Source organism: Streptomyces sp. DSM 40750, assembly GCF_024612035.1.
Lineage (GTDB): Bacteria > Actinomycetota > Actinomycetes > Streptomycetales > Streptomycetaceae > Streptomyces.
In genome coordinates, this window is sequence record NZ_CP102513.1 from 2,172,351 (window position 1) to 2,194,565 (window position 22,215).

The window sequence follows — 22,215 nt, forward strand, 5'->3', positions numbered from 1 at the left end:
CTGATTCTCACGGCATGGACAGGGGGACGTAAGGCTGATTCTCACGGCGTGGGCAGCCAGCCCACCTTCCCCGCCAGCAGCGCGTACCCCACGAACGCCCCGATGTCGAGCAGCGAGTGGGCCACCACGAGCGGGCCCACTCGCCCCCACCGCCGGTACAGATAGACGAACACGACGCCCATCACCATGTTGCCGATGAAACCGCCGATGCCCTGGTAGAGGTGGTACGAGCCGCGCAGCACCGAGCTGGCGGCGAGCGCGCTCCCCGGTGACCAGCCCAGTTGCTGGAGCCGGCGCAACAGATACGCGACCACGATGACCTCTTCGAGGACCGCGTTCTGGATCGCGGAGAGGATCAGCACGGGGTACTTCCACCACACCTCGGGCAGCGCCTCCGGCACCACCGTGAGGTTGAAGCCGAGGCCGCGGGCCGCCAGGTAGAAGGCGATGCCGGTGCTGCCGATCACCGCGGCGATCGCCGCGCCCCGGCCGAGGTCGGGCCATGGCTTCGTACGGTCGAACCCGAGCGTGCGCAGCCCCGCGCCCTCACGCAGCAGGAAGTGCGCGACCAGCGCGACGGGCACCAGGGCGGTCGTGATCCCGAAGAGCTGCCACGCGAGGTCGAGCCAGGGCCGGCCCGGCGCGGCCGAGGCGTTCATGGTGGCCGCCTGGTCCTTCAGCCCGCCCGGCTTGGTGACCGATCCGACGAAGCTGATCAGCGCGGACACCCCACTCGCGCCGAGCGAGAGCCCGAGCACGAGCAGTGTCTCGTCCCTCAGAATCCGCCGGCTCGGCCGCTCCCGCGGCACCGCATCCCCCACCGACTCCGCCTGCCCCTGCACCCACGCCTCCAGTTGTCCGACCCCGCCGAGGGTCCATCATCACCCGCGACGGTCCGGAACATTCCGGCGGCGTACCTCCAGAGCCCCTCAGCCCAGCGGCACCGGCTCCGGCAGTCCGACCGGCCAGCTGTGGACCGGCTCCCCGGAGTGCATCAACTCGCAGTACCGCCGCGTCGTGGCGGCGAGCGCCCCCTTCCGGTCGATGCCCTTGGCCAGAGCCTGGTGGAACGTTTCCACCTGCCACGACGCCCCGTTGACCCGGCGCCGGCAGCGCTCCTCGATCACCCCGAGGTAGAAGTCCCGGTCGACCGGCTCGACGCCCCACGCGTCCAGCCCCGCCTCCGCGAGCGGCAACAGCTCGTCCCGTACGAGGTTCACCGCGTCCACCGGTCCCATCCCGCCGTACCGCCCACGTGGCCACTGCAACCGCGCGTCGATGCCGTGCCGGCACGCCTCGTCGAAGTTGGCGGCGGCGGCCTCGAACGGCAGCCGCGTCCACACGGGCCGCGATTCCTCGGCGAGGGCGCGTACGACCCCGTAGTAGAAGGCCGCGTTGGCGATCACGTCCGTGATGGTCGGCCCGGCGGGCAGGACCCGGTTCTCGACGCGCAGATGCGGGACCCCGTCGGCGATGCCGTAGACGGGCCGATTCCAGCGGTAGATCGTGCCGTTGTGCAGGGTGAGTTCGGCGAGTGAGGGAATGCCGCCCGCGTCGAGGACGCCGATCGGGTCCTCGTCGTCGCACATGGGCAGCAGCGCCGGGAAGAAGCGCAGGTTCTCCTCGAAGAGGTCGTACGCCGAGGAGATCCACCGCTCCCCGAACCAGGTGCGCGGCCGCACCCCCTGGGCCTGGAGCTCGGGCGGCCGGGTGTCCGTGGACTGCTGGAACAGGGGCGGCCGCGACTCGCGCCACAGCTCGTGCCCGAACAGGAACGGCGAGTTGGCGCCGATGGCGACCTGCGCCGCGGCCACCGCCTGGGCCGCGTTCCACACATCGGCGAACCGGCCCGGTGTGACCTGGAGGTGCAACTGCACGGAGGTGCAGGCGGCTTCGGGCGCGATCGACTTGGAGGTGCAGACGAGCCGCTCCACCCCGTCGATGTCGAGGGTGAAGTCCTCGCCGCGGGCGGCCACGATCTGATCGTTCAGGAGGGTGTAGCGGTCGCCCGCGGAGAGGTTCGAGGAGACCAGGTCATCACGACCGAGCGTGGGCAGAATGCCGATCATCACGATTCCCGAGCCCACCTCGACCGCTTTCCGGTCGGCATACGCGAGGGAGGTACGCAGCTCCTCGGAAAGCTGGTCGAATACCCGACCGCCCAACCGATGTGGAGCTATGTTGACTTCCAGATTGAACATGGCGAGTTCTGTTTGGAAATCTCGGCTCGCAATCCGCTCAAGTACTTGCGCATTCATCATTCTCGGCAGACCGTCGCCATCGACGAGGTTCAACTCGATCTCCACACCCATCAGGTTCTTGGGGCGGTCGAACCTCTTCTCCTCCAGCAGCCGCGCCAGCCCCGCCAGGCACTGCCGCAGCTTGTCGCGGTACTGCTGGCGATCGGAGAGGCCGAACGGCCCCGCCACGACCTTCTCTCCCATCTAGGTGTCCCTCCTTGGATGGGCAGGCCGACGACCGGCCGCTGCTGTCCCGGGTCCACGGATGATGATGCCCCGGCAGAGCCTTCGATAACGTCCCGCGCCCGACCTGCGCCCGCTAGGCTCAGTCGAGTCACCTCCGACCTTATTCACTCGGCGTGCTTCTGGCACATTCAGCGGGCATGAATGAGCATGCGCTTTCTGTCCGTTCCGCTTTCGTGAAAAGCGCCGACGAGAACCGGCCGTCCGCTACGCTGCGGTAATCCGAGGTCACCGACGCACCCCCACGGAAAAACGGGGTGATGCCCATGTTCCGGCGACCGGATACCGCCTTGCTCTTCATATCCGGAGCGGCTAGACGAAACCTCGTGTGAACACGGGTCGTATAAACTCCGCAAACGAGGCTGAGAGTCGGCACTCGCGGTCCTCGGTCCTGCCGTCAGGCCACGCACGGCGGACCCCACCCACGCGTCGGACCCCGGGCACCCGTCTCTCCGATTCCCGAGAGCTGACAGCGCCGTCCGCCCCCGCCCTCGCGCCACCGTGCCTGTCGAATTGAGAGGCGACCCATCATGCCGCTGCATGTCCCCCTGGCTCCCGCGCCCGCCCTGCGCACCGTCCTCACGGCACTCGGTTCTCCCACCGCCGTCCACGAGGCGCGAACCCCCTCCCTGAAGAACGCCCAGGGCCCCGTCACACCCGAACTCCCGCTACCCGTCCATGTACTCGACCGGATCAGCCCCGAGGGCTCGGGCACCACCCGGCTCACCGGATGGCGGTTCCTGATCCGCTGCGGCGACCGCGCCGTGGCCGCCGCCGAGACCCGGCTGACCCCCGACGGATGGGCGTTCTCGCACTTCTTCGAGGGCCCGTACATCACCTCCACCGAGCGCGCCCTGCGCCAGGCGGAGGCCATGCAGCAGCCGTACCAGCCACGCCTGTTGTCGGTGCCCGAGCTGTACATGCTCACGCTCTGGCTGCACGCCGACCCCACCGCCGACGGCGCCACCGGCCACCCGGCACCGACCGACCTGCTGGTCCCGCTGGCACCCGCGCCGCCCGGCATCGCGGCCCACCGCCCGCACCGGGTCGCCGATCTCCTCCCGGTACTGACCACCCGGCTGACGCCCGCCCCACTCCTGGGATCGCCCGCCTGAGCCCAGAGCCGCCTCACCATTCGTACCGCTCGCGCCCCGCCGCCGATATCCCGGTGGCGGGGCACTTGTTTCCCACTACCGGGAATTTCCGCTCTTCCGTGCGCCAATACGCTCGTACGAGCTATTCGCACACCCTCTCGCCACCGGACTAGCCCCAAACGACCACTGCGAACCACCCGAAGGGACAGTGCAGTTGGGATGAACCGTCCGCGCGGGCGATGCGTCATCAACCTGTGAGAAGCGGTGCTGCGAAATCCCTGCGGATTGACGCCCGTGGGGCAACACTGGGACCGGACCGATTTATCAACGGGGGGCGGCCATGAACGAGGCTTCAAGCCGCGGGACAGACAAAACAGCCATCTCAGACCACACGACAAACCGAAAGATCCCAACAACCATGTGCCAGCACCAGCCACTGTGCCCGACTGCCGAATCCGCCGACCGGGAAGGCGCCCGGCTCGTGGCGCACCACCCGGAGCAGGGATGGAGCCTGCTCTGCAACGGCGTTCTGCTCTTCGAGGACACCGGTGAGCTCCTGCCGGACGGCCAGATCATCGCCCCGCACCGCCCGATGGGCACGGTGATGACAGCCGCCTGAACCGCACGGACGTGCACACAGGGCGAGCGTCCCCGCACAGGGCGTCCGCCCCGGACAGACGAGGGGCCGGCCGGAGAAGCACTCTCCGAACCGGCCCCGACGCGTGTCCGCGGGTGACTACTCCTCGTAGGCGTCCAGCGGCGGGCAGGAACAGACCAGGTTCCGGTCACCGAAGGCCTGGTCGATGCGGCGCACCGGCGGCCAGTACTTGTCGGCGGGCGAGACCCCGGCCGGGAAGACGGCGTCCTCGCGCGTGTACGCGTGATCCCACTCCCCGCCGAGCGCGGCCGCGGTGTGCGGCGCGTTCCGCAGCGGGTTGTCGTCCGCGGGCCACTCGCCGGAACCGACCTTCTCGATCTCCGCGCGGATCGCGATCATCGCCTCGCAGAACCGGTCCAGCTCGGCCAGGTCCTCGGACTCGGTCGGCTCGATCATCAGTGTCCCGGCCACCGGGAACGACATCGTCGGCGCGTGGAATCCGTAGTCGATCAGCCGCTTGGCGATGTCGTCGACGCTCACCCCGGTCGCCTTGGCCAGCGGCCGCAGGTCGATGATGCACTCGTGCGCGACGAGCCCGCCCGGGCCGGTGTACAGCACGGGGTAGTGCGGCTCCAGCCGCTTGGCGATGTAGTTGGCACTGAGCACCGCCACCTGGGTGGCCCGCTTGAGCCCCTCACCGCCCATGAGCCGGACGTACGCCCACGAGATCGGCAGAATGCCCGCCGAGCCCCACGGCGCCGCCGAGATCGGCCCCACACCCGTCTCCGGGCCGGCCGCGGGCTGCAGCGGGTGGTTCGGCAGATACGGTGCCAGATGCTCACGCACCGCCACCGGACCGACGCCCGGCCCGCCCCCGCCGTGCGGGATGCAGAACGTCTTGTGCAGGTTCAGATGCGAGACGTCACCGCCGAAGTGCCCGGGCTTGGCAAGACCCACCAGCGCGTTGAGATTGGCACCGTCGACGTACACCTGACCGCCCGAGTCGTGCACCTGCGCGCAGATGTCGGCCACGTGCTCCTCGAACACACCGTGCGTCGACGGGTACGTGATCATCAGCACGGACAGCTCGTCGCGGTACTGCTCGATCTTCGCCCGCAGATCCTCGACATCGATCTCGCCGTCCTCGGCGGTCTTCACGACGACGACCTTCATGCCCGCCATGACGGCGCTCGCGGCGTTGGTGCCGTGCGCGGAGGACGGAATGAGGCACACGGTCCGCTGCTCGTCACCGTTGGCGCGGTGGTACGCGCGTACGGCCAGCAGCCCGGCCAGCTCACCCTGCGAGCCCGCGTTCGGCTGCAACGACACCTTGTCGTAGCCGGTGGCCTCCGCCAGCCGCTCCTCCAGCTCGCGGATGAGCGTGAGGTACCCCTGCGCCTGCCCGGCGGGCGCGAACGGGTGCAACTGCCCGAACTCCGGCCACGTCACCGGCTCCATCTCGGTGGTCGCGTTGAGCTTCATCGTGCAGGAGCCCAGCGGGATCATGCCCCGGTCCAACGCGTAGTCGCGGTCGGCGAGCCGGCGCAGGTAGCGCAGCATCGCGGTCTCGGAGCGGTACTCGTGGAACACCGGGTGCGTGAGGTACTCGTCGGAGCGCAGCAGCGCCTCGGGCAGCATGTCCGCAGCGGCGGCGTCGAGGGCCTCGACATCCCCCTCCACGCCGAACGCGGTCCATACGGCGCCGAGCTGCGCCCGCGTCGTGGTCTCGTCGCAGGAGATCGACACCAGGTCGGCGTCCACCGGGTGCAGGTTCACGCCATGTTCCCGCGCGGCGGCCACGACCTCGCCGGCCCGCCCCGGCACCCGCACGGTGAGCGTGTCGAAGTACGCCCCGTGGACGACCTCGACCCCACCGGCCGCAAGCCCGGCGGCGAGCACGGTGGCGTAGCGATGCGTACGCCGGGCGATGGTCCGCAGCCCCTCCGGTCCGTGGTAGACGGCGTACATACCGGCCATCACGGCGAGCAGCACCTGAGCCGTACAGATGTTGCTGGTCGCCTTCTCTCGGCGGATGTGCTGCTCCCGCGTCTGCAGGGCGAGCCGGTACGCCTTGTGCCCGTCCGCGTCCACGGAGACCCCCACGAGCCGCCCGGGCAGGCTGCGCGCGAACTTCTCCCGCACGGCCATGTAGCCCGCGTGCGGCCCGCCGAAGCCCATCGGCACGCCGAACCGCTGCGTCGTCCCCACCGCGATGTCGGCGCCCAGTTCCCCGGGCGAGGCCAGCAGCGTGAGAGCCAGCAGATCGGCGGCGACGGTGACGAGCGCGCCCAGTTCGTGCGCCTGCTCGATGACCGGCTTGAGATCGCGCACGACACCGGAGGCGCCCGGGTACTGGAGCAGCACGCCGTTGATCTCACGCTCGGCGAGGTCGGCCGGGATCCCGGCGCTGAGGTCGGCGACGACGACCTCGGCCCCGGTCGGCTCGGCACGGGTCTCGATCACGGCGATCGTCTGCGGCAGCGTGTCCGCGTCGACGAGGAAGAGCCCCTTCTTGTTCTTCCCCATGCGCCGGGACAGCGCCATGGCCTCGGCGGCGGCGGTTCCCTCGTCGAGCAGCGAGGCCCCGGAGGTGGGCAGCCCGGTGAGATCGGCGACCATGGTCTGGAAATTGAGCAGCGCCTCGAGCCGCCCCTGGGAGATCTCTGGCTGATAGGGCGTGTAAGCGGTGTACCAGGCCGGGTTCTCCATCACATTCCGCAGAATCACCGGCGGTGTGAACGTCCCGTAGTACCCGAGCCCGATCATCGAACCGAGCACCTGGTTGCGGTCCGCGAGGGAACGCAGCTCGGCGAGGACCTCGGCCTCGGTACGTGCGCCCGGCAGGTCCAGCGCCTCGGCGTTCTTGATCACATCTGGAACCGCGGCGGCGGTCAGCTCGTCGAGCGAGCCGTATCCGACGTGCGCGAGCATCTTGGCCCGGGCCTCGACGTCCGGTCCGATATGGCGCCGCTCGAAGGGGATTCCCTGTTCGAGCTCCGAGAGCGGAATGCGGTGGGCGGTCATTGCGGAGGCCTCCTGGTCTGACACGACCTTCGAGGGGCACCACGGCACGGGTGCCCGGACGGCCTCCCCCTCTGTCATCTCAACCTGAGAGCTTCACCGGTCCAGGTACGAACCGGTTTTCACCGTCGGTGAGAGCGGAAGCCGTGACACCCGCCCTGCTTTCCAGAGTGACCTCGTCCGTGCGGTACGTGGGCCTGAGAGATTCCGGGGAGGATTTGCTCCTTCGGCGCCTCCGAATGGTGTCCGGAGGACTCTCCCGCACGGGGTCAGCAGCCGTTGCCAGCGTATCAGCGCGGTCGACGCACGAGTCTTCGAGTGGCCGCCTTCCCCAAAGTGCCTTTTCGTAGAGGTGAGGGATGATTTGCGACTCCTCTGCGACCACATGGAGGGCCCGTGCAGAGCGACATCGATCCGCGCAATCTGATCGGCCGCAAGGCGTTCGACCGCAAGGGCACCAAGATCGGCACCGTCGACGAGGTCTACCTCGACGACGCGACCGGCATCCCCGAGTGGGCCGCGATACGCATGGGCCTCTTCGGCCGCGACGCCTTCATCCCCCTGGAGCCCAGCGAACTCGTCGAAGGCACCCTCCGCGTCCCCTTCGACCGAGCCCTCATCAAAGACGCCCCCGACTTCGGCGTAGGCCGCCACCTCTCCCCCGAACAAGAACTCCAGCTCTACCACCACTACGGCCTGGACATAGCCCCTCCCCCACCCATGGACCACAGCTTCGGCAACGTGACAGGCCAGGACGATCCCTGACAGAGACGCCCGTCACTCCCCTCGCACTCCCTCACCCCCCGCACGCCCTCCCCTGCTGCTCCCCGTCACCACGCGCCTTCTGACGCTGCCCCCTCCTTGTCCCGCACATTTCCACGCGCTCTCCCGTACCGACCCCCTTGATCCGCCGCAGCGGCGCTCCACACCACAACGGCAGAGCCCGGCGTACCCAGCGACCTCAGCCCCGCACCCCACCCGGCGCCAACGGCAACGGCTCCGCCGGCTCCAGCCCGGGATCGTCCGTCCTGAAGGTCCGCACCCGCCCGGGCCCCACGTCACCCGGCAGCTCGAACCGCACGGTCACCCGCCCCAGTCCACTGCCCTGCACCCACCCGTGCCCGTACTCGGCATGTCGCACGTCATGCCCGGCCCTCCACTGCCGCTCACCACCCGCGCTCGCCTCCACCACAGGGACCTGCGCACCCGCCGTCTCCTCCTCCCCAAGATCCGGCTCCCCCGCAGCCTGCGCGAACAGATCCTCCTGCGTGTAGTCGGCGAGCCCACTCACCCCGACCCCGAGCAACCGCACCCCACCCGTCGTGTCCACGGCCTCCAGCAACCGCCCCGCGGCCTCCCGCACCACCCCGGCGTCGTCCGTAGGCCCCCGCAACGTCTCGGACCGGGTCAACGTCGAAAAGTCGTACCGCCGCACCTTCAACACGATCGTCCGCCCCGACAGCCCGGCCCCCCGCAACCTCCGCACACACCGATCCGCAAGCCGCTGCACCTCCATCCGAACCCGCACCCGGTCATGGATGTCCACGTCGTACGTGTCCTCCACCGACACCGACTTCGTGTCCCGCTCGGCCACCACAGCCCGGTCGTCGCGCGCCAGCGCCATCGCGTACAGCCCGTGCCCATGGGCCTTCCCCAGCAGCCGTACGACCTCGTCCTCCCCCGCCTCCACGATCTCCTCGACCGTGGTGATCCCGGCCCGCCGCAGGTGATCGCCGGTCGCCGGCCCCACCCCCGGCAGGATCCGCACGGACATCGGCCCCAACAACGCCCGCTCGGTCCCGGGCTCGATCAACACCAGCCCGTCCGGCTTGGCCTGCTCGGAGGCGATCTTCGCGACCATCTTGGAGGCCGCGAGCCCCACGGATCCCGTCAGCCCGGTCACGGCCCGTATGTCCCCACGCAGCCGCATCCCCGCCAGCCGCGCCGACTCCTCGTCCCAGGCCGTTCCTCCGGCCTCCAGGTCCACGAACGCCTCGTCCAGGCTCAGCGGCTCCACCAGGGGCGACAGCTCACGCAGCAGCCCCATGACCTGATCACTGATCGCCCGGTAGAACGTGAAGCGCGGCGTGAGATACGCGGCGTTCGGCGCGAGTCGGCGCGCCTGCGCCATCGGCATCGCCGAGTGCACCCCGAAAACCCGCGCCTCGTACGAGGCGGTCGCGACCACCCCACGCGGCCCGAGCCCGCCCACGACAACGGCTTTCCCCCGCAGACTCGGCTTGGACGCCTGCTCCGCCGAGGCGTAGAAGGCATCCATGTCGAGATGCAGGATCGTGGGCGCGGTTCTCACATCTCCGATGCTGCCCTACGCCACTGACAATGCCCTGGCCGACCGCCTCGACAGGCACGGCATGCTGCACGATCCACTCCGCAAGCCAGGGCGCACCCAGAACCGGCGCAAACGAACAGCGGCGCCGGCCCTCAGACCGCCCGGTTCCGCCGCCGCGCCAGTTCGTCCGCCGGATTGTGGCCCACGAGCGTCTCCCCCGTGTCGACCCGCTCTCCGTGCAGCTGCGAGAGAGCGCTTTCCACATCACGCCAGACCACCCCTACGGCGATCCCGAAAATCCCCTGGCCGCCTTGGAGCAGAGCGTGGACCTCGTCGGGCGAGGTGCACTCGTAGACCGTCGCCCCGTCACTCATCAGCGTCATCCGCTCCAGATCACTGAAGCCCCGCTCCCGGAGGTGCTGGACGGCGGTGCGGATGTTCTGGAGCGACACTCCCGTGTCGAGGAACCGTTTCACGATCTTCAGGACGACGACGTCCCGGAAGCTGTAGAGCCGCTGCGTCCCCGAGCCATGGGCGGGCCGCACGCTCGGCTCCACGAGACCGGTGCGGGCCCAGTAGTCGAGCTGCCGATAGGTGATGCCGGCAGCCGCACACGCGGTGGGGCCTCGGTAACCGACGCTGTCGTGCGGCTCGGACGCCGCCTCCGCGCTGTCCTGCACAGCCGTGGGCCGCTGCGGGACGTGACCGGCCGCGCTGCCGTGAAGCGGGTACGGGCCGTTCTCCCCCAGCCTGCGTCCGGGGACACCCCCAGCCGTACCGTCGCCGCTGCTTCTCACGCCGACCTCCGTCCTTGACCTGCCTTCTCGACGGTAGGCAGCCACCAGGAGTGCGTCAACGACCGCCGCACTCGCCACGCCGAGTGATAATCACCCTGAGAGTGGTTTCGCGTGCCCTTCCCCGGGGAAAGGCTAGCCGAATGCTCTACGGCGGACCCGCCTGACACCGCAGTGGCCCATGGCATGTGCGTGGCCCCCGGACAGGCCGACTCCTGACCGGCTGCGCCAAGCCCCGGTTCCACTCGGCCTTCGCTCTGTTCGAACGCCGGCACCCCTCGGAGTTCTTTCATCCGCGGTCACGGCGGTCAGCCACGGCGACACAGACTGGCGGTCCACGATCTCAGCCCCGAGATCGCACTCCGACCACCCGGTACCGACGTCCTCAAACCCCACCGGTCCCACGACGCCCGCCCCGGCCTCACTGGCTGTTGGTTCCGAAATCCTCGGGCGAGATCTGGTCGAGGAACTCGCGGAACTTCTCGACCTCGTCCTCCTGCTCGTCCGGGATCGCGATACCCGCGTCGTCGAGCACCCCGTCACTACCGAAGATCGGCGTCCCGGTACGCAGAGCCAGCGCTATGGCGTCGGACGGCCGAGCACTCACCTCGACTCCACTGGCGAACACCAGCTCCGCGTAGAAAACGCCCTCACGCAGGTCGGTGATGCGCACTTCCGTGAGCTCCTGGCCGACGGCTTCCAGCACGTCCTTGAACAGGTCGTGGGTCAGCGGTCGTGCCGGGGCCATGCCCTGCTGGGCGAAAGCAATCGCCGTCGCCTCCCCCGGCCCGATCCAGATGGGGAGGTAACGGTCGCCTCCCACTTCGCGCAGGAGCACGATCGGTTGGTTGGAGGGCATTTCGACCCGGACACCTACGACATCGAGCTCGTTCACACAGCAACCCTAGGCCGTGCTCGGGATGTTTGGGTAGTCGAGCACAGATCGGCCGACCGATCCGCCACAGGCGAACACCCCGCCTCAGCGCAGACGTACACCCAGCGCGCTCTGCACGAGCGCGGCGTGCAGCTTGACCGTGAGCCCCGCCAGCTCCCTCGTACGCTCCTCCGCATGCGCCCTGGTCTGCGGATTGCGGTGGCGGCGCAGGGGCGCCACCACCTGATCCACGAGCCCCGCCTCGCGGTCGGCGGCGGCCCGCATCACCCTCAGATGCCGGGGCTCGATACCGAACCGCCCCAGTTCCACCACAAGCGTGGCGACCGTGAGGGCCTCGACGTCGTACGACCCGTCCGGCAGCGGGGCCACGAGCCCGTACGACTCCCACTCGGCCAGCTGCTCCTCGTCGATCCCGGCACCGGCGACCAGCTCGCTGCGCCCGATCCGGGCGGCGGTGGGCTCTTCAGGCGTCCCGAAGAGCTCGCTCAGCCGCTCTCCGTCACCGATGTCACGCTGGCGCCCCACCGACGGCAGACGTACTTCCTCGCCGCGCTCCAAGGCCTCCAGGTACTCGCGAATCACCTTGAGCGGCAGATAGTGGTCCCGCTGCATCCTCAGGACGTGTCCGAGACGCTCGACGTCATCGGAGCTGAACTTGCGGTACCCCGAGGGGGTTCGCTGCGGCTCGATGAGTCCCTCCGACTCCAAGAAACGGATCTTGGAGATGGTTACCTCGGGGAATTCCTCACGCAGCGCGTTCAGCACCGTGCCGATGCTCATCAGGCCACTGTCCGCGGCGGTGGTGCCGTGGTCGGCACCACCGCTCGTTGTTCGAAGCATGGACCTTCCCTGGGGGTCCCCCCGGACGCAGTCCGGGGGAGGGTCAGTAGCCCCGCTGGCTCGCGTAGAAGACCAGCCGGTACTTGCCGATCTGCACCTCGTCACCGTTGTGCAGCGCGACCTGGTCGATCCGCTCACGGTTGACGTACGTGCCGTTCAGGCTGCCGACGTCGGCGACCGTGAACGAGCCGTCCTGACCGCGGCGGAACTCCACGTGGCGGCGCGACACCGTCACATCGTCCAGGAAGATGTCGCTCTGCGGGTGGCGGCCGGCCGTGGTCAGATCGCCGTCCAGCAAGAAGCGGCTACCCGCGTTCGGGCCACGGCGCACGACCAGGAGCGCCGAGCCGAGCGGCAGCGCGTCGACCGCGGCCTGGGCCTCGGGGGAGAGCGCCGGCAGCTGGGTCTGGCCGGTGACCTCGGAGTCGTAGGCCTCCAGGCCGGAGATGGAGATCGTGGAGGTTGTCTCGGACGGACGCTCGGGGGCCGCGCCGGCTCGCAGCGGAGCACCGCAGTTCGAGCAGAAGCGGCTGTTCTCCGCGTTGCGGTTACCGCACCTCGTACACACCAGGGCCGACATCGACGGATCCTCCTGCCGCGGCTGCCCCGCCGGGGCATTGGACGCATACGGGTCGGAGGCAAACTCTCCACCCGTGCTTGAGGCTGACGGTTCCCCGAAACCTATGCGGCCAGGCTGGGCAGGGTCAACAGACGGCGCGCCCTGACCTCCGGAAATGTCACCTCCCGGACCAGCGACCTGGTCCCGGAACAGCGGGCGCTCACCGCCCTGCCCCTCCGCTTCCGAAGGCTGCGCGCGATGGCGGGAGGTCGCGTTGTCGCTACCCTCTCGCGCGCTCTTGCCGAACAACTTCGCAAACAACTTCACGGGCGATTCCCCTTGACCGAAACAGACCCGCCCGTGGGGCAGGACGAACCCTGACTGAACACACCGGCCGACCCGGACAACCTCACAACGTCCGTATCCACCAGACAGTTTCCACCACGCACCACCCATTCGGTGCGCCGACCCCCCGCAACCTCATGCCCTCGCCTGACGGCGCCCATGCACCTGCGGTTCACTGGGAGGACGACCGAGCGTAGTCAGGCCGCTTCGCCGCCCGCAAGGCGTCCACGACGATCTTGTCCGCCCGCTGCACGGTCACGGTGGCCTGCTCCTTCTCCAGTGTCTGCACCACGCCTCCGGGGATGTTCAGTGCGGGCTCGAGGTCCTGCGGGTTGCCGATGACCTTGAAACGAAAGGGCTGGGTGATCTTGTTCCCGTCGACGCTGACTCCGTCGCCGGAATCGGTCAGGAAGGTGCTGGCGACGACCCGCACGCCGTTCACCTGGATCGCCTCCGCGCCGGCCGCGCGCAGCTCCTGGATCGCGTCGAGCAGCATGTCCGCCTGGACCGACCCCTTCGTGTCGTTGATCGTCAGTGTGATGCCGGGTCCCTGCGCAGCCACGGTGCCCGCCAGAATGCCGAGTTGCCGCTCCTTCTCGACAGTCTGCTTGAGTGCCTCCTCGGCTTGGTCCGAGCTGTTCTCCAGCTCGGTGCGCTGATCCTCGAGACCCCGCTTCTCCTCCTCCAGACGCTGAGTACGGTCATCCAGTTCATCGAGGATGCGTACGAGATCTTCCTGACGCGCCCCGCGCAACGCGCTGTCGTCGTTGTTGGAGGCCACCTGGATGGCCAGACCGAACCCGAGGCCGAACAGCAGGAGGGCCACGATGAGTTGGGCACGTGTGAAGCGCGGCGGCCACAGGCCCTGCGCCAGCCGCTGCCGCCCGGTCAGCTTGTTCTGCTCCTCCGGCATGGCCTCCCGCGGCTCCTCGGCGGCCGCGGAGGGCACCTCCTGGGGGAGTTCCCGACGCAGTCGGGTCGTCGGTGTGTCATCTCGCCCCCCGCCCGGATTCGGCCTCGGCGTCTCGTCCCGCTCGCTCATCGGCCTCACGCCCGGAACACGTGGCGACGGATCGCCGCGGCGTTGGAGAAGATTCGGATACCGAGGACGACCACGACGCCCGTGGACAGCTGAGCGCCGACACCCAACTTGTCACCGAGGAAGACGATCAGAGCGGCCACGACCACATTCGACAGGAACGACACCACGAAGACCTTGTCGTCGAAGATGCCGTCCAGCATCGCGCGCAGACCACCGAAGACGGCGTCCAGTGCCGCCACCACGGCGATGGGGAGATACGGCTCGACCATCGCCGGTACCTCGGGCCGGACCAACAGTCCGGCCACGACTCCGAGGACGAGGCCCAGTACGGCGATCACGATGTGCCCTTCTCTGTGCTCGGTTCTGCTGTTCGTACGATCACGCTCGGCGCGGCCGGCACCGTGATGTCGCCCTCGACGGAGATACTCGTCCGGATGCCGAAGTTCTCCTGGAGGGCGTGCAGATACAGCCCGTCGGGGCTGTTCTGGAACCTGGTGCTCAGCCGCTGTCCGTCCCCCACCGCGAGGACCGTGTAGGGCGGCGCCAGCGGCTTGTTGTCGACCAGTATCGCGTCGCCCGCGGCCCTGATCGCCGACAGCGCGGTGAGCCGCTGCCCGTTGATCGAGATGGCCTCGGCGCCCGACGCCCACAGTCCGTTGACGACCCGCTGCATGTCCCGGTCGCGCACCCGCCCGGTGTCCGAGAACCCGGAGGTCTCGCGTGGATCGCCCTCACCGCCCTGGCCGGCGCCCTTGGAGTCGTTGACGACGAGCCTCACCCCGGGACCGTGCACCTCGACGGCGCCCGACAGGATGCCCACCAGGTCGTCCGCGTCGCTACGGCCGTCCTCCTTGAGCGCTTTCCGCTGCCGTGCGCTCACGTCGTCACGGAGCTTGTCGACGGAGTCCTCCAGCTCGTCCGCGGCCGCGGTCTCCTGCTGGATGCGGTCGATGAGCTCCTCCCGCTCCTTGGCGACCACGGGAGCGCTTATGCGCGCCTGCGCCCCACCCACCGTCACCACCAGGGCGGCGAGCACGAGGCCGAGGGCCAGTCCCAGCTTGGCCCGCACCGTCTTCGGCATGCCCTCGGTGCCCGCGGCCTTCTTGCGGGCGGCTGCCTCGGCGTATCCGTCGTCGAGGCTGTGGTCCATGACGTTGGTGAGCAGCGACATGGAGGCGTCCGGACGCGACGGGCGCGTGGGTGTGCTCCGAACGGGGGGCTGCTGCGGCATGCCGCACATCGTCGCACGTCGCGGCCGCTACCTCCGAATGGCCCCACCGGCGTGCCGGACAGGCCCCTTTGGGGGCACTTGTCCGGCACGCACGCTTGCGGGGCGGTCAGCGGCCGGCGCTGTCCACGACCGCCGACCACTCGTCCAGCAGGGCCTGAGCGGAGGCGTCGTCGGGCCCCTCCGCCCACAGATGCGTGACGGCCTCGGCCGGGTCCGGCAGGACCATCACCCACCGCCCGTCCGTCTCCACGACCCGCACACCGTCCGTCGTGTCGACAAACCGATCCCCGGCCGCCTCCACGACCCGGCGCATCACCAGTCCCTTGACCGCCCACGGAGTGGCGAGATCCCGCTTCAGGACATGCGCCCGCGGAATCCGCGCGTCGATCTGGCTGAGCGTGAGCTGCGTCCGCGCCACCAGCCCGATGAGCCGTACGAAGGCCGCCGCTCCGTCGAAGACGCTGCTGAACTCCGGCACGATGAACCCACCGCGCCCGTCACCGCCGAAGATGGTCCCCTCGTCCCCGCCGACCCGCGTGAGGTCGTCCGGCGAGGTAGTCGTCCACTCGACCTGCGTGCCGTGGTACGCCGCGACCTGCTCGGCGATCCTCGTGGTGGTCACCGGCAGCGCCACCCGACCACTCCGCCGCTCTGCGGCCACCAGGTCAAGCATGACCAGCAGGGCCCGGTCGTCCTCGACGATCCGTCCCTTCTCGTCGACGAGCGACAACCGTTCACCGACAGGGTCGAAGCGCACACCGAACGCGGCCCGCGAGGACGCCACGATCTCGCCCAGCCGCACCAGCCCCGACCGCCGCATGTCGCCCGTCTCGGTCGGCCTCGACTCGTCGAGACCCGGGTTGATCGTCAACGAGTCGACGCCCAGCTTGCCGAGCAGACTCGGCAGCACCAGGCCGGCGCTGCCGTTGGACGCGTCCACGACGACCTTGAGCCCCGACTCGGCGATCCCGGTCGTGTCGACGTTCCGCAGCAACGACCCGGTGTACGAGTCGAAGACACTGGCCGGAAAGTGCAGGTCACCGATCTCACCCGGGAACGCGCGCCGGTATTCCTGCCGCGCGAAAACCCGGTCCAGCTTCCGCTGACTGCCCTGCGACAGGTCGGCCCCCTGCCCGTCGAAGAACATGATGTCGACCGAGTCCGGAACCCCGGGCGTCGTCCGAATCATGATCCCGCCGGCACTGCCCCGCGCGGTCTGCTGCCGAGCCACCGGCAGCGGTACGTTCTCCAAGTCCCGTACATCGATGGCGCTGGCCTGGAGCGCCGAGATGACCGCGCGCTTCAGCGCACGGGCGCCTCGGGAGTGGTCGCGGGCGGTGGTGACCGTGGAACCCTTCTTGAGCGTGGTGGCGTACGCCCCGGCGAGTCTCACGGCCAGCTCCGGGGTGATCTCCACGTTCAGGATCCCGGACACACCACGGGCGCCGAACAGATGCGCCTGACCCCGGGACTCCCAGATCACCGAGGTGTTGACGAAAGCACCGGCCTCGATCGTCTTGAAGGGATAGACGCGTACGTTCCCCTGGATGATCGATTCTTCGCCGACAAGGCACTCGTCGCCGATCACCGCGCCGTCCTCGATCCGTGCTGCCCGCATGATGTCGGTGTTCTTGCCGACCACGCACCCGCGCAGATTGCTGTGCTGCCCGATGTAGACGTTGTCGTGGACCACGGCCTTGTGCAGAAAGGCCCCGCTCTTCACGACGACATTCGAGCCCACGACGGTGTGCTCACGGATTTCGACGCCGGCCTCGACCTTGGCGTAGTCCCCGATGTAGAGCGGCCCGCGCAGCACGGCGTCGGGGTGCACCTCGGCACCTTCGGCGATCCACACACCCGGCGAGAGCTCGAACCCGTCGAGCTCGACGTCGACCTTGCCCTCCAGGACATCGGCCTGAGCCTTCACATAGCTCTCGTGCGTACCGACGTCCTCCCAGTAGCCCTCGGCGACATAGCCGTAGACCGGCTTGCCCTCCTTCATCAGCTGCGGGAAGACATCGCCGGACCAGTCGACGGGAACATCAGCCTCGACGTAGTCGAAGACTTCGGGTTCCATCACATAGATGCCCGTGTTCACGGTGTCTGAGAAGACCTGTCCCCAGGTCGGCTTCTCCAGGAACCGCTCGACCTTGCCTTCCTCGTCCACGATCGTGATACCGAATTCCAGCGGATTCGGCACTCGAGTCAGACAGACGGTGACGAGCGCGCCCTTTTCCTTGTGGAAATTGATGAGCTCGGTGAGGTCGAAGTCGGTGAGGGCATCGCCGGAGATGACGAGGAACGCATCATCCTTCAGCGCTTCCTCGGCGTTCTTGACGCTCCCGGCGGTACCGAGTGGCTTCTCCTCGTTGGCATAGGTGAGCTCCATGCCGAGCTCCTCGCCGTCACCGAAGTAGTTCTTGACGAGTGACGCCAGGAACTGGACGGTAACGACGGTCTCGTTGAGCCCATGCCTTTTGAGCAGCCTCAGTACGTGCTCCATGATCGGGCGGTTCGCCACGGGCAGGAGCGGCTTGGGCATGCTCGAGGTCATGGGGCGAAGGCGTGTGCCTTCGCCTCCGGCCATCACGACGGCCTTCATGTCGGAAGCGTCCTCCTTGAAGAGACGACGGTTTAGCCGACTTCACCCGTCCGGATTGTCCCGCACATTTCTGACGCGGGCCATCGAGCCACTACGGCCTCTCTTCAGGCGGGCTCAATCGGCCATGGCGTCCGCACTGACAAGTCGGCGGACCTGAACCACGTACAGGATCCCTGCCCACCAGTACAGCGTTGTACCCCATCCGGCGAACGCCCATCCGAAAATAGCAGCGAGTGACGAGATCCATCCACTTCCGTCACTGAGTAGAAGCAACGGGAAGGCGTACATCAAGTTGAAGGTAGCCGCCTTCCCAAGGAAGTTCACCTGCGGTGGCGGATAGCCGTGCCGCCTGAGGATGCCCACCATCACCAGCAGAACCAACTCCCGCAAGAGCAGTACAGCAGTCAACCAATATGGCAGGATCTCGCGCCAGGTGAGGCCCACCAAAGTCGACAGAATGTACAGTCTGTCGGCCGCGGGGTCGAGGAGCCGGCCAAGGCTGCTGACCTGGTTCCAGCGTCGCGCCAGCTTGCCGTCCAGATAGTCACTGACGCCGCTGAGAGCGAGCACGAGCAGAGCCCAGCCATCGGCCTTGGGGCCGCCGAACTCGGGCCAGAGAATCAACCACAGGAAGACGGGCACGCCAACGAGCCGCGCCATGCTGAGAATGTTCGGGATGGTGAGGACCCGGTCCGTCTGGACCCGGGTCTCTTGGACCTCCACCCGGGAGCCTCCTGTGGGAAATGAGCCAACGATGCCCCCTGACCCTACCTCAACGCAAAAAAGCTCTGGCTCTCGGGCATCGTACCCAAGAGCCAGAGCTCTAGAAGGAGTTCGGCGGCGTCCTACTCTCCCACAGGGTCCCCCCTGCAGTACCATCGGCGCTGTAAGGCTTAGCTTCCGGGTTCGGAATGTAACCGGGCGTTTCCCTCACGCTATGACCACCGAAACACTATGAAACAATCAACCGCACCACGCTCCGTGGAGACGTGGGGTTGTTCGTGGTTTCAGAACCAACACAGTGGACGCGAGCAACTGAGGACAAGCCCTCGGCCTATTAGTACCAGTCAACTCCACCCCTTACAGGGCTTCCATATCTGGCCTATCAACCCAGTCGTCTACTGGGAGCCTTAACCCATCAAGTGGGTGGGAATACTCATCTCGAAGCAGGCTTCCCGCTTAGATGCTTTCAGCGGTTATCCCTCCCGAACGTAGCCAACCAGCCATGCCCTTGGCAGGACAACTGGCACACCAGAGGTTCGTCCGTCCCGGTCCTCTCGTACTAGGGACAGCCCTTCTCAATATTCCTGCGCGCGCAGCGGATAGGGACCGAACTGTCTCACGACGTTCTAAACCCAGCTCGCGTACCGCTTTAATGGGCGAACAGCCCAACCCTTGGGACCGACTCCAGCCCCAGGATGCGACGAGCCGACATCGAGGTGCCAAACCATCCCGTCGATATGGACTCTTGGGGAAGATCAGCCTGTTATCCCCGGGGTACCTTTTATCCGTTGAGCGACGGCGCTTCCACAAGCCACCGCCGGATCACTAGTCCCGACTTTCGTCCCTGCTCGACCCGTCGGTCTCACAGTCAAGCTCCCTTGTGCACTTACACTCACCACCTGATTGCCAACCAGGCTGAGGGAACCTTTGGGCGCCTCCGTTACTCTTTAGGAGGCAACCGCCCCAGTTAAACTACCCATCAGACACTGTCCCTGATCCGGATCACGGACCCAGGTTAGACATCCAGCACGACCAGACTGGTATTTCAACGACGACTCCACCTGAACTGGCGTCCAAGCTTCACAGTCTCCCAGCTATCCTACACAAGCCGAACCGAACACCAATATCAAACTGTAGTAAAGGTCCCGGGGTCTTTCCGTCCTGCTGCGCGAAACGAGCATCTTTACTCGTAGTGCAATTTCACCGGGCCTATGGTTGAGACAGTCGAGAAGTCGTTACGCCATTCGTGCAGGTCGGAACTTACCCGACAAGGAATTTCGCTACCTTAGGATGGTTATAGTTACCACCGCCGTTTACTGGCGCTTAAGTTCTCAGCTTCGCCACCCCGAAGAGTGACTAACCGGTCCCCTTAACGTTCCAGCACCGGGCAGGCGTCAGTCCGTATACATCGCCTTACGGCTTCGCACGGACCTGTGTTTTTAGTAAACAGTCGCTTCTCGCTGGTCTCTGCGGCCACCCCCAGCTCAGGAAGCAAGTTCCCTCACCAGTGATGGCCCCCCTTCTCCCGAAGTTACGGGGGCATTTTGCCGAGTTCCTTAACCATAGTTCACCCGAACGCCTCGGTATTCTCTACCTGACCACCTGAGTCGGTTTAGGGTACGGGCCGCCATAAAACTCGCTAGAGGCTTTTCTCGACAGCATAGGATCATCCACTTCACCACAATCGGCTCGGCATCAGGTCTCAGACACATGGCATGCGGATTTACCTACACACCGTCCTACACCCTTACCCCGGGACAACCACCGCCCGGGATGGACTACCTTCCTGCGTCACCCCATCACTCACCTACTGCAAGTCTGGTTCGTCGGCTCCACCACTTTCCTTTCCCCGAAGGGTCCGGAACGGCTTCACGGACTTAGCATCGCCTGGTTCAATGTTTGACGCTTCACAGCGGGTACCGGAATATCAACCGGTTATCCATCGACTACGCCTGTCGGCCTCGCCTTAGGTCCCGACTTACCCTGGGCAGATCAGCTTGACCCAGGAACCCTTGGTCAATCGGCGCACACGTTTCTCACGTGTGTATCGCTACTCATGCCTGCATTCTCACTCGTCAACCGTCCACAACTCGCTTCCGCGGCTGCTTCACCCGGCAGACGACGCTCCCCTACCCATCCCAGCGGGCGTTGGCCCTACATGCTGGAATGACACGACTTCGGCGGTACGCTTGAGCCCCGCTACATTGTCGGCGCGGAATCACTAGACCAGTGAGCTATTACGCACTCTTTCAAGGGTGGCTGCTTCTAAGCCAACCTCCTGGTTGTCTGTGCGACTCCACATCCTTTCCCACTTAGCGTACGCTTAGGGGCCTTAGTCGATGCTCTGGGCTGTTTCCCTCTCGACCATGGAGCTTATCCCCCACAGTCTCACTGCCGCGCTCTCACTTACCGGCATTCGGAGTTTGGCTAAGGTCAGTAACCCGGTAGGGCCCATCGCCTATCCAGTGCTCTACCTCCGGCAAGAAACACACGACGCTGCACCTAAATGCATTTCGGGGAGAACCAGCTATCACGGAGTTTGATTGGCCTTTCACCCCTAACCACAGGTCATCCCCCAGGTTTTCAACCCTGGTGGGTTCGGTCCTCCACGAAGTCTTACCTCCGCTTCAACCTGCCCATGGCTAGATCACTCCGCTTCGGGTCTTGAGCATGCTACTCAAACGCCCTGTTCGGACTCGCTTTCGCTACGGCTACCCCACCCGGGTTAACCTCGCAACACACCGCAAACTCGCAGGCTCATTCTTCAAAAGGCACGCAGTCACGACGCACCGAGTAAACTCGATGCGCGACGCTCCCACGGCTTGTAGGCACACGGTTTCAGGTACTATTTCACTCCGCTCCCGCGGTACTTTTCACCATTCCCTCACGGTACTATCCGCTATCGGTCACCAGGGAATATTTAGGCTTAGCGGGTGGTCCCGCCAGATTCACACGGGATTTCTCGGGCCCCGTGCTACTTGGGTGTCTCTCAAACGAGCCGTACAGATTTCAGCTACGGGGGTCTTACCCTCTACGCCGGACCTTTCGCATGTCCTTCGCCTACCTGTACGGTTTCTGACTCGCCTCACAGCCGGCAGACTGTGAAAGAGAGATCCCACAACCCCGTATACGCAACCCCTGCCGGGTCTCACACGCATACGGTTTGGCCTCATCCGGTTTCGCTCGCCACTACTCCCGGAATCACGGTTGTTTTCTCTTCCTGCGGGTACTGAGATGTTTCACTTCCCCGCGTTCCCTCCACTTGCCCTATGTGTTCAGGCAAGGGTGACAGCCCATGACGACTGCCGGGTTTCCCCATTCGGACACCCCCGGATCAAAGCCTGGTTGACGACTCCCCGGGGCCTATCGTGGCCTCCCACGTCCTTCATCGGTTCCTGGTGCCAAGGCATCCACCGTGCGCCCTTAAAAACTTGGCCACAGATGCTCGCGTCCACTGTGCAGTTCTCAAACAACGACCAACCACCCATCACCCCGAACCAACCGGTTCGAGTGCACTGGGGCCGGCAACTGAGGGGTTCATTCCCTCAGACACCCAACAGCGTGCCCGACCAGCTCCCACCCGAAGATCATGCTTTCCACACTCTCACGAGCAGTACTCACAGCCCCCGACCCGGAAACCAGCCGAATAATCAACGTTCCACCCATGAGCTAACCAGCATCAGACGTTCGCTGATGAC

The 22,215-nt window shown here is 66.6% G+C and carries 16 protein-coding genes, 2 rRNA genes and 1 riboswitch; of the genes, 3 read left to right on the top strand and 15 right to left on the bottom strand.

Going from position 1 to position 22,215, the window contains the following annotated elements:
* Positions 1-41 precede the first annotated feature (41 nt).
* Positions 42-842 (bottom strand): CPBP family intramembrane glutamic endopeptidase, encoded by an 801-nt coding sequence (locus JIX55_RS09720; protein WP_257562905.1) that lies wholly within the window; start codon positions 840-842, stop codon positions 42-44.
* A gap of 87 nt (positions 843-929) precedes the next feature.
* Positions 930-2,444: a glutamate--cysteine ligase gene (locus JIX55_RS09725; protein WP_257562906.1), complete on the bottom strand. Its 1,515-nt coding sequence runs from the start codon at positions 2,442-2,444 to the stop codon at positions 930-932.
* Between the two features lie 569 nt (positions 2,445-3,013).
* On the opposite strand from JIX55_RS09725, the gene JIX55_RS09730 reads away from it, so the two are divergent.
* Together JIX55_RS09730 and JIX55_RS09735 are read left to right on the top strand one after the other, a co-directional pair.
* Positions 3,014-3,598, top strand: coding sequence for a hypothetical protein (locus tag JIX55_RS09730; protein ID WP_257562907.1), 585 nt, complete (start codon positions 3,014-3,016; stop codon positions 3,596-3,598).
* Between the two features lie 397 nt (positions 3,599-3,995).
* Positions 3,996-4,196: a DUF5999 family protein gene (locus tag JIX55_RS09735; protein WP_028796697.1), complete on the top strand. Its 201-nt coding sequence runs from the start codon at positions 3,996-3,998 to the stop codon at positions 4,194-4,196.
* Positions 4,197-4,313: 117 nt separating this feature from the next.
* On the opposite strand, the gene gcvP is transcribed toward JIX55_RS09735, so the two are convergent.
* A complete protein-coding gene (gene gcvP / locus JIX55_RS09740) occupies positions 4,314-7,199 on the bottom strand; it encodes an aminomethyl-transferring glycine dehydrogenase (protein WP_257562908.1) in 2,886 nt (961 codons plus the stop codon).
* A gap of 172 nt (positions 7,200-7,371) precedes the next feature.
* Positions 7,372-7,468: riboswitch (glycine riboswitch) on the bottom strand.
* Between the two features lie 124 nt (positions 7,469-7,592).
* Between gcvP and JIX55_RS09745 the strand changes: the two genes are divergently transcribed.
* Positions 7,593-7,961, top strand: coding sequence for a PRC-barrel domain-containing protein (locus JIX55_RS09745; protein ID WP_257562909.1), 369 nt, complete (start codon positions 7,593-7,595; stop codon positions 7,959-7,961).
* Positions 7,962-8,157: 196 nt separating this feature from the next.
* Here JIX55_RS09745 and JIX55_RS09750 read toward each other — a convergent pair whose 3' ends face one another.
* The 12 genes from JIX55_RS09750 to JIX55_RS09805 all read right to left on the bottom strand — a co-directional run bounded on the left by JIX55_RS09750 (position 8,158) and on the right by JIX55_RS09805 (position 21,954).
* A complete protein-coding gene (locus JIX55_RS09750; RefSeq protein ID WP_257562910.1) occupies positions 8,158-9,507 on the bottom strand; it encodes a DNA polymerase IV in 1,350 nt (449 codons plus the stop codon).
* A 131-nt stretch (positions 9,508-9,638) separates the two neighbouring features.
* The gene (locus tag JIX55_RS09755) at positions 9,639-10,283 is read right to left on the bottom strand and encodes a MerR family transcriptional regulator (RefSeq protein ID WP_257562911.1); all 645 of its coding nucleotides are present in this window, start codon (positions 10,281-10,283) and stop codon (positions 9,639-9,641) included.
* A 418-nt stretch (positions 10,284-10,701) separates the two neighbouring features.
* Positions 10,702-11,175 carry a bifunctional nuclease family protein gene (locus JIX55_RS09760; protein ID WP_005475662.1) on the bottom strand — a complete coding sequence of 158 codons (474 nt, stop codon included), beginning with the start codon at positions 11,173-11,175 and terminating at the stop codon, positions 10,702-10,704.
* A gap of 84 nt (positions 11,176-11,259) precedes the next feature.
* Entirely contained in the window at positions 11,260-12,015 is a 756-nt protein-coding gene (gene ftsR, locus JIX55_RS09765; protein ID WP_257562912.1) for a transcriptional regulator FtsR, read from the bottom strand.
* Positions 12,016-12,058: 43 nt separating this feature from the next.
* Positions 12,059-13,030, bottom strand: a complete 972-nt coding sequence (locus tag JIX55_RS09770; RefSeq protein ID WP_257562913.1) for an FHA domain-containing protein — start codon at positions 13,028-13,030, stop codon at positions 12,059-12,061.
* A gap of 61 nt (positions 13,031-13,091) precedes the next feature.
* Positions 13,092-13,961, bottom strand: a complete 870-nt coding sequence (locus JIX55_RS09775) for a DUF881 domain-containing protein (RefSeq protein ID WP_257562914.1) — start codon at positions 13,959-13,961, stop codon at positions 13,092-13,094.
* 5 nt (positions 13,962-13,966) lie between these two features.
* Positions 13,967-14,299: a small basic family protein gene (locus JIX55_RS09780; RefSeq protein ID WP_257562915.1), complete on the bottom strand. Its 333-nt coding sequence runs from the start codon at positions 14,297-14,299 to the stop codon at positions 13,967-13,969.
* Positions 14,296-15,201 (bottom strand): DUF881 domain-containing protein, encoded by a 906-nt coding sequence (locus tag JIX55_RS09785; protein ID WP_257562916.1) that lies wholly within the window; start codon positions 15,199-15,201, stop codon positions 14,296-14,298. The genes JIX55_RS09780 and JIX55_RS09785 overlap by 4 nt, the downstream gene beginning before the upstream one ends.
* A 97-nt stretch (positions 15,202-15,298) precedes the next feature.
* Positions 15,299-17,794 carry a mannose-1-phosphate guanyltransferase gene (locus JIX55_RS09790; RefSeq protein ID WP_257562917.1) on the bottom strand — a complete coding sequence of 832 codons (2,496 nt, stop codon included), beginning with the start codon at positions 17,792-17,794 and terminating at the stop codon, positions 15,299-15,301.
* Between the two features lie 114 nt (positions 17,795-17,908).
* On the bottom strand, positions 17,909-18,517 hold the full coding sequence (locus JIX55_RS09795; RefSeq protein WP_257562918.1) for a CDP-alcohol phosphatidyltransferase family protein: 609 nt from the start codon (positions 18,515-18,517) through the stop codon (positions 17,909-17,911).
* A 109-nt stretch (positions 18,518-18,626) separates the two neighbouring features.
* Positions 18,627-18,743: ribosomal RNA gene (gene rrf / locus JIX55_RS09800) — 5S ribosomal RNA — on the bottom strand.
* Positions 18,744-18,831: 88 nt separating this feature from the next.
* Positions 18,832-21,954, bottom strand: a 23S ribosomal RNA gene (locus JIX55_RS09805).
* Positions 21,955-22,215 lie beyond the last annotated feature (261 nt).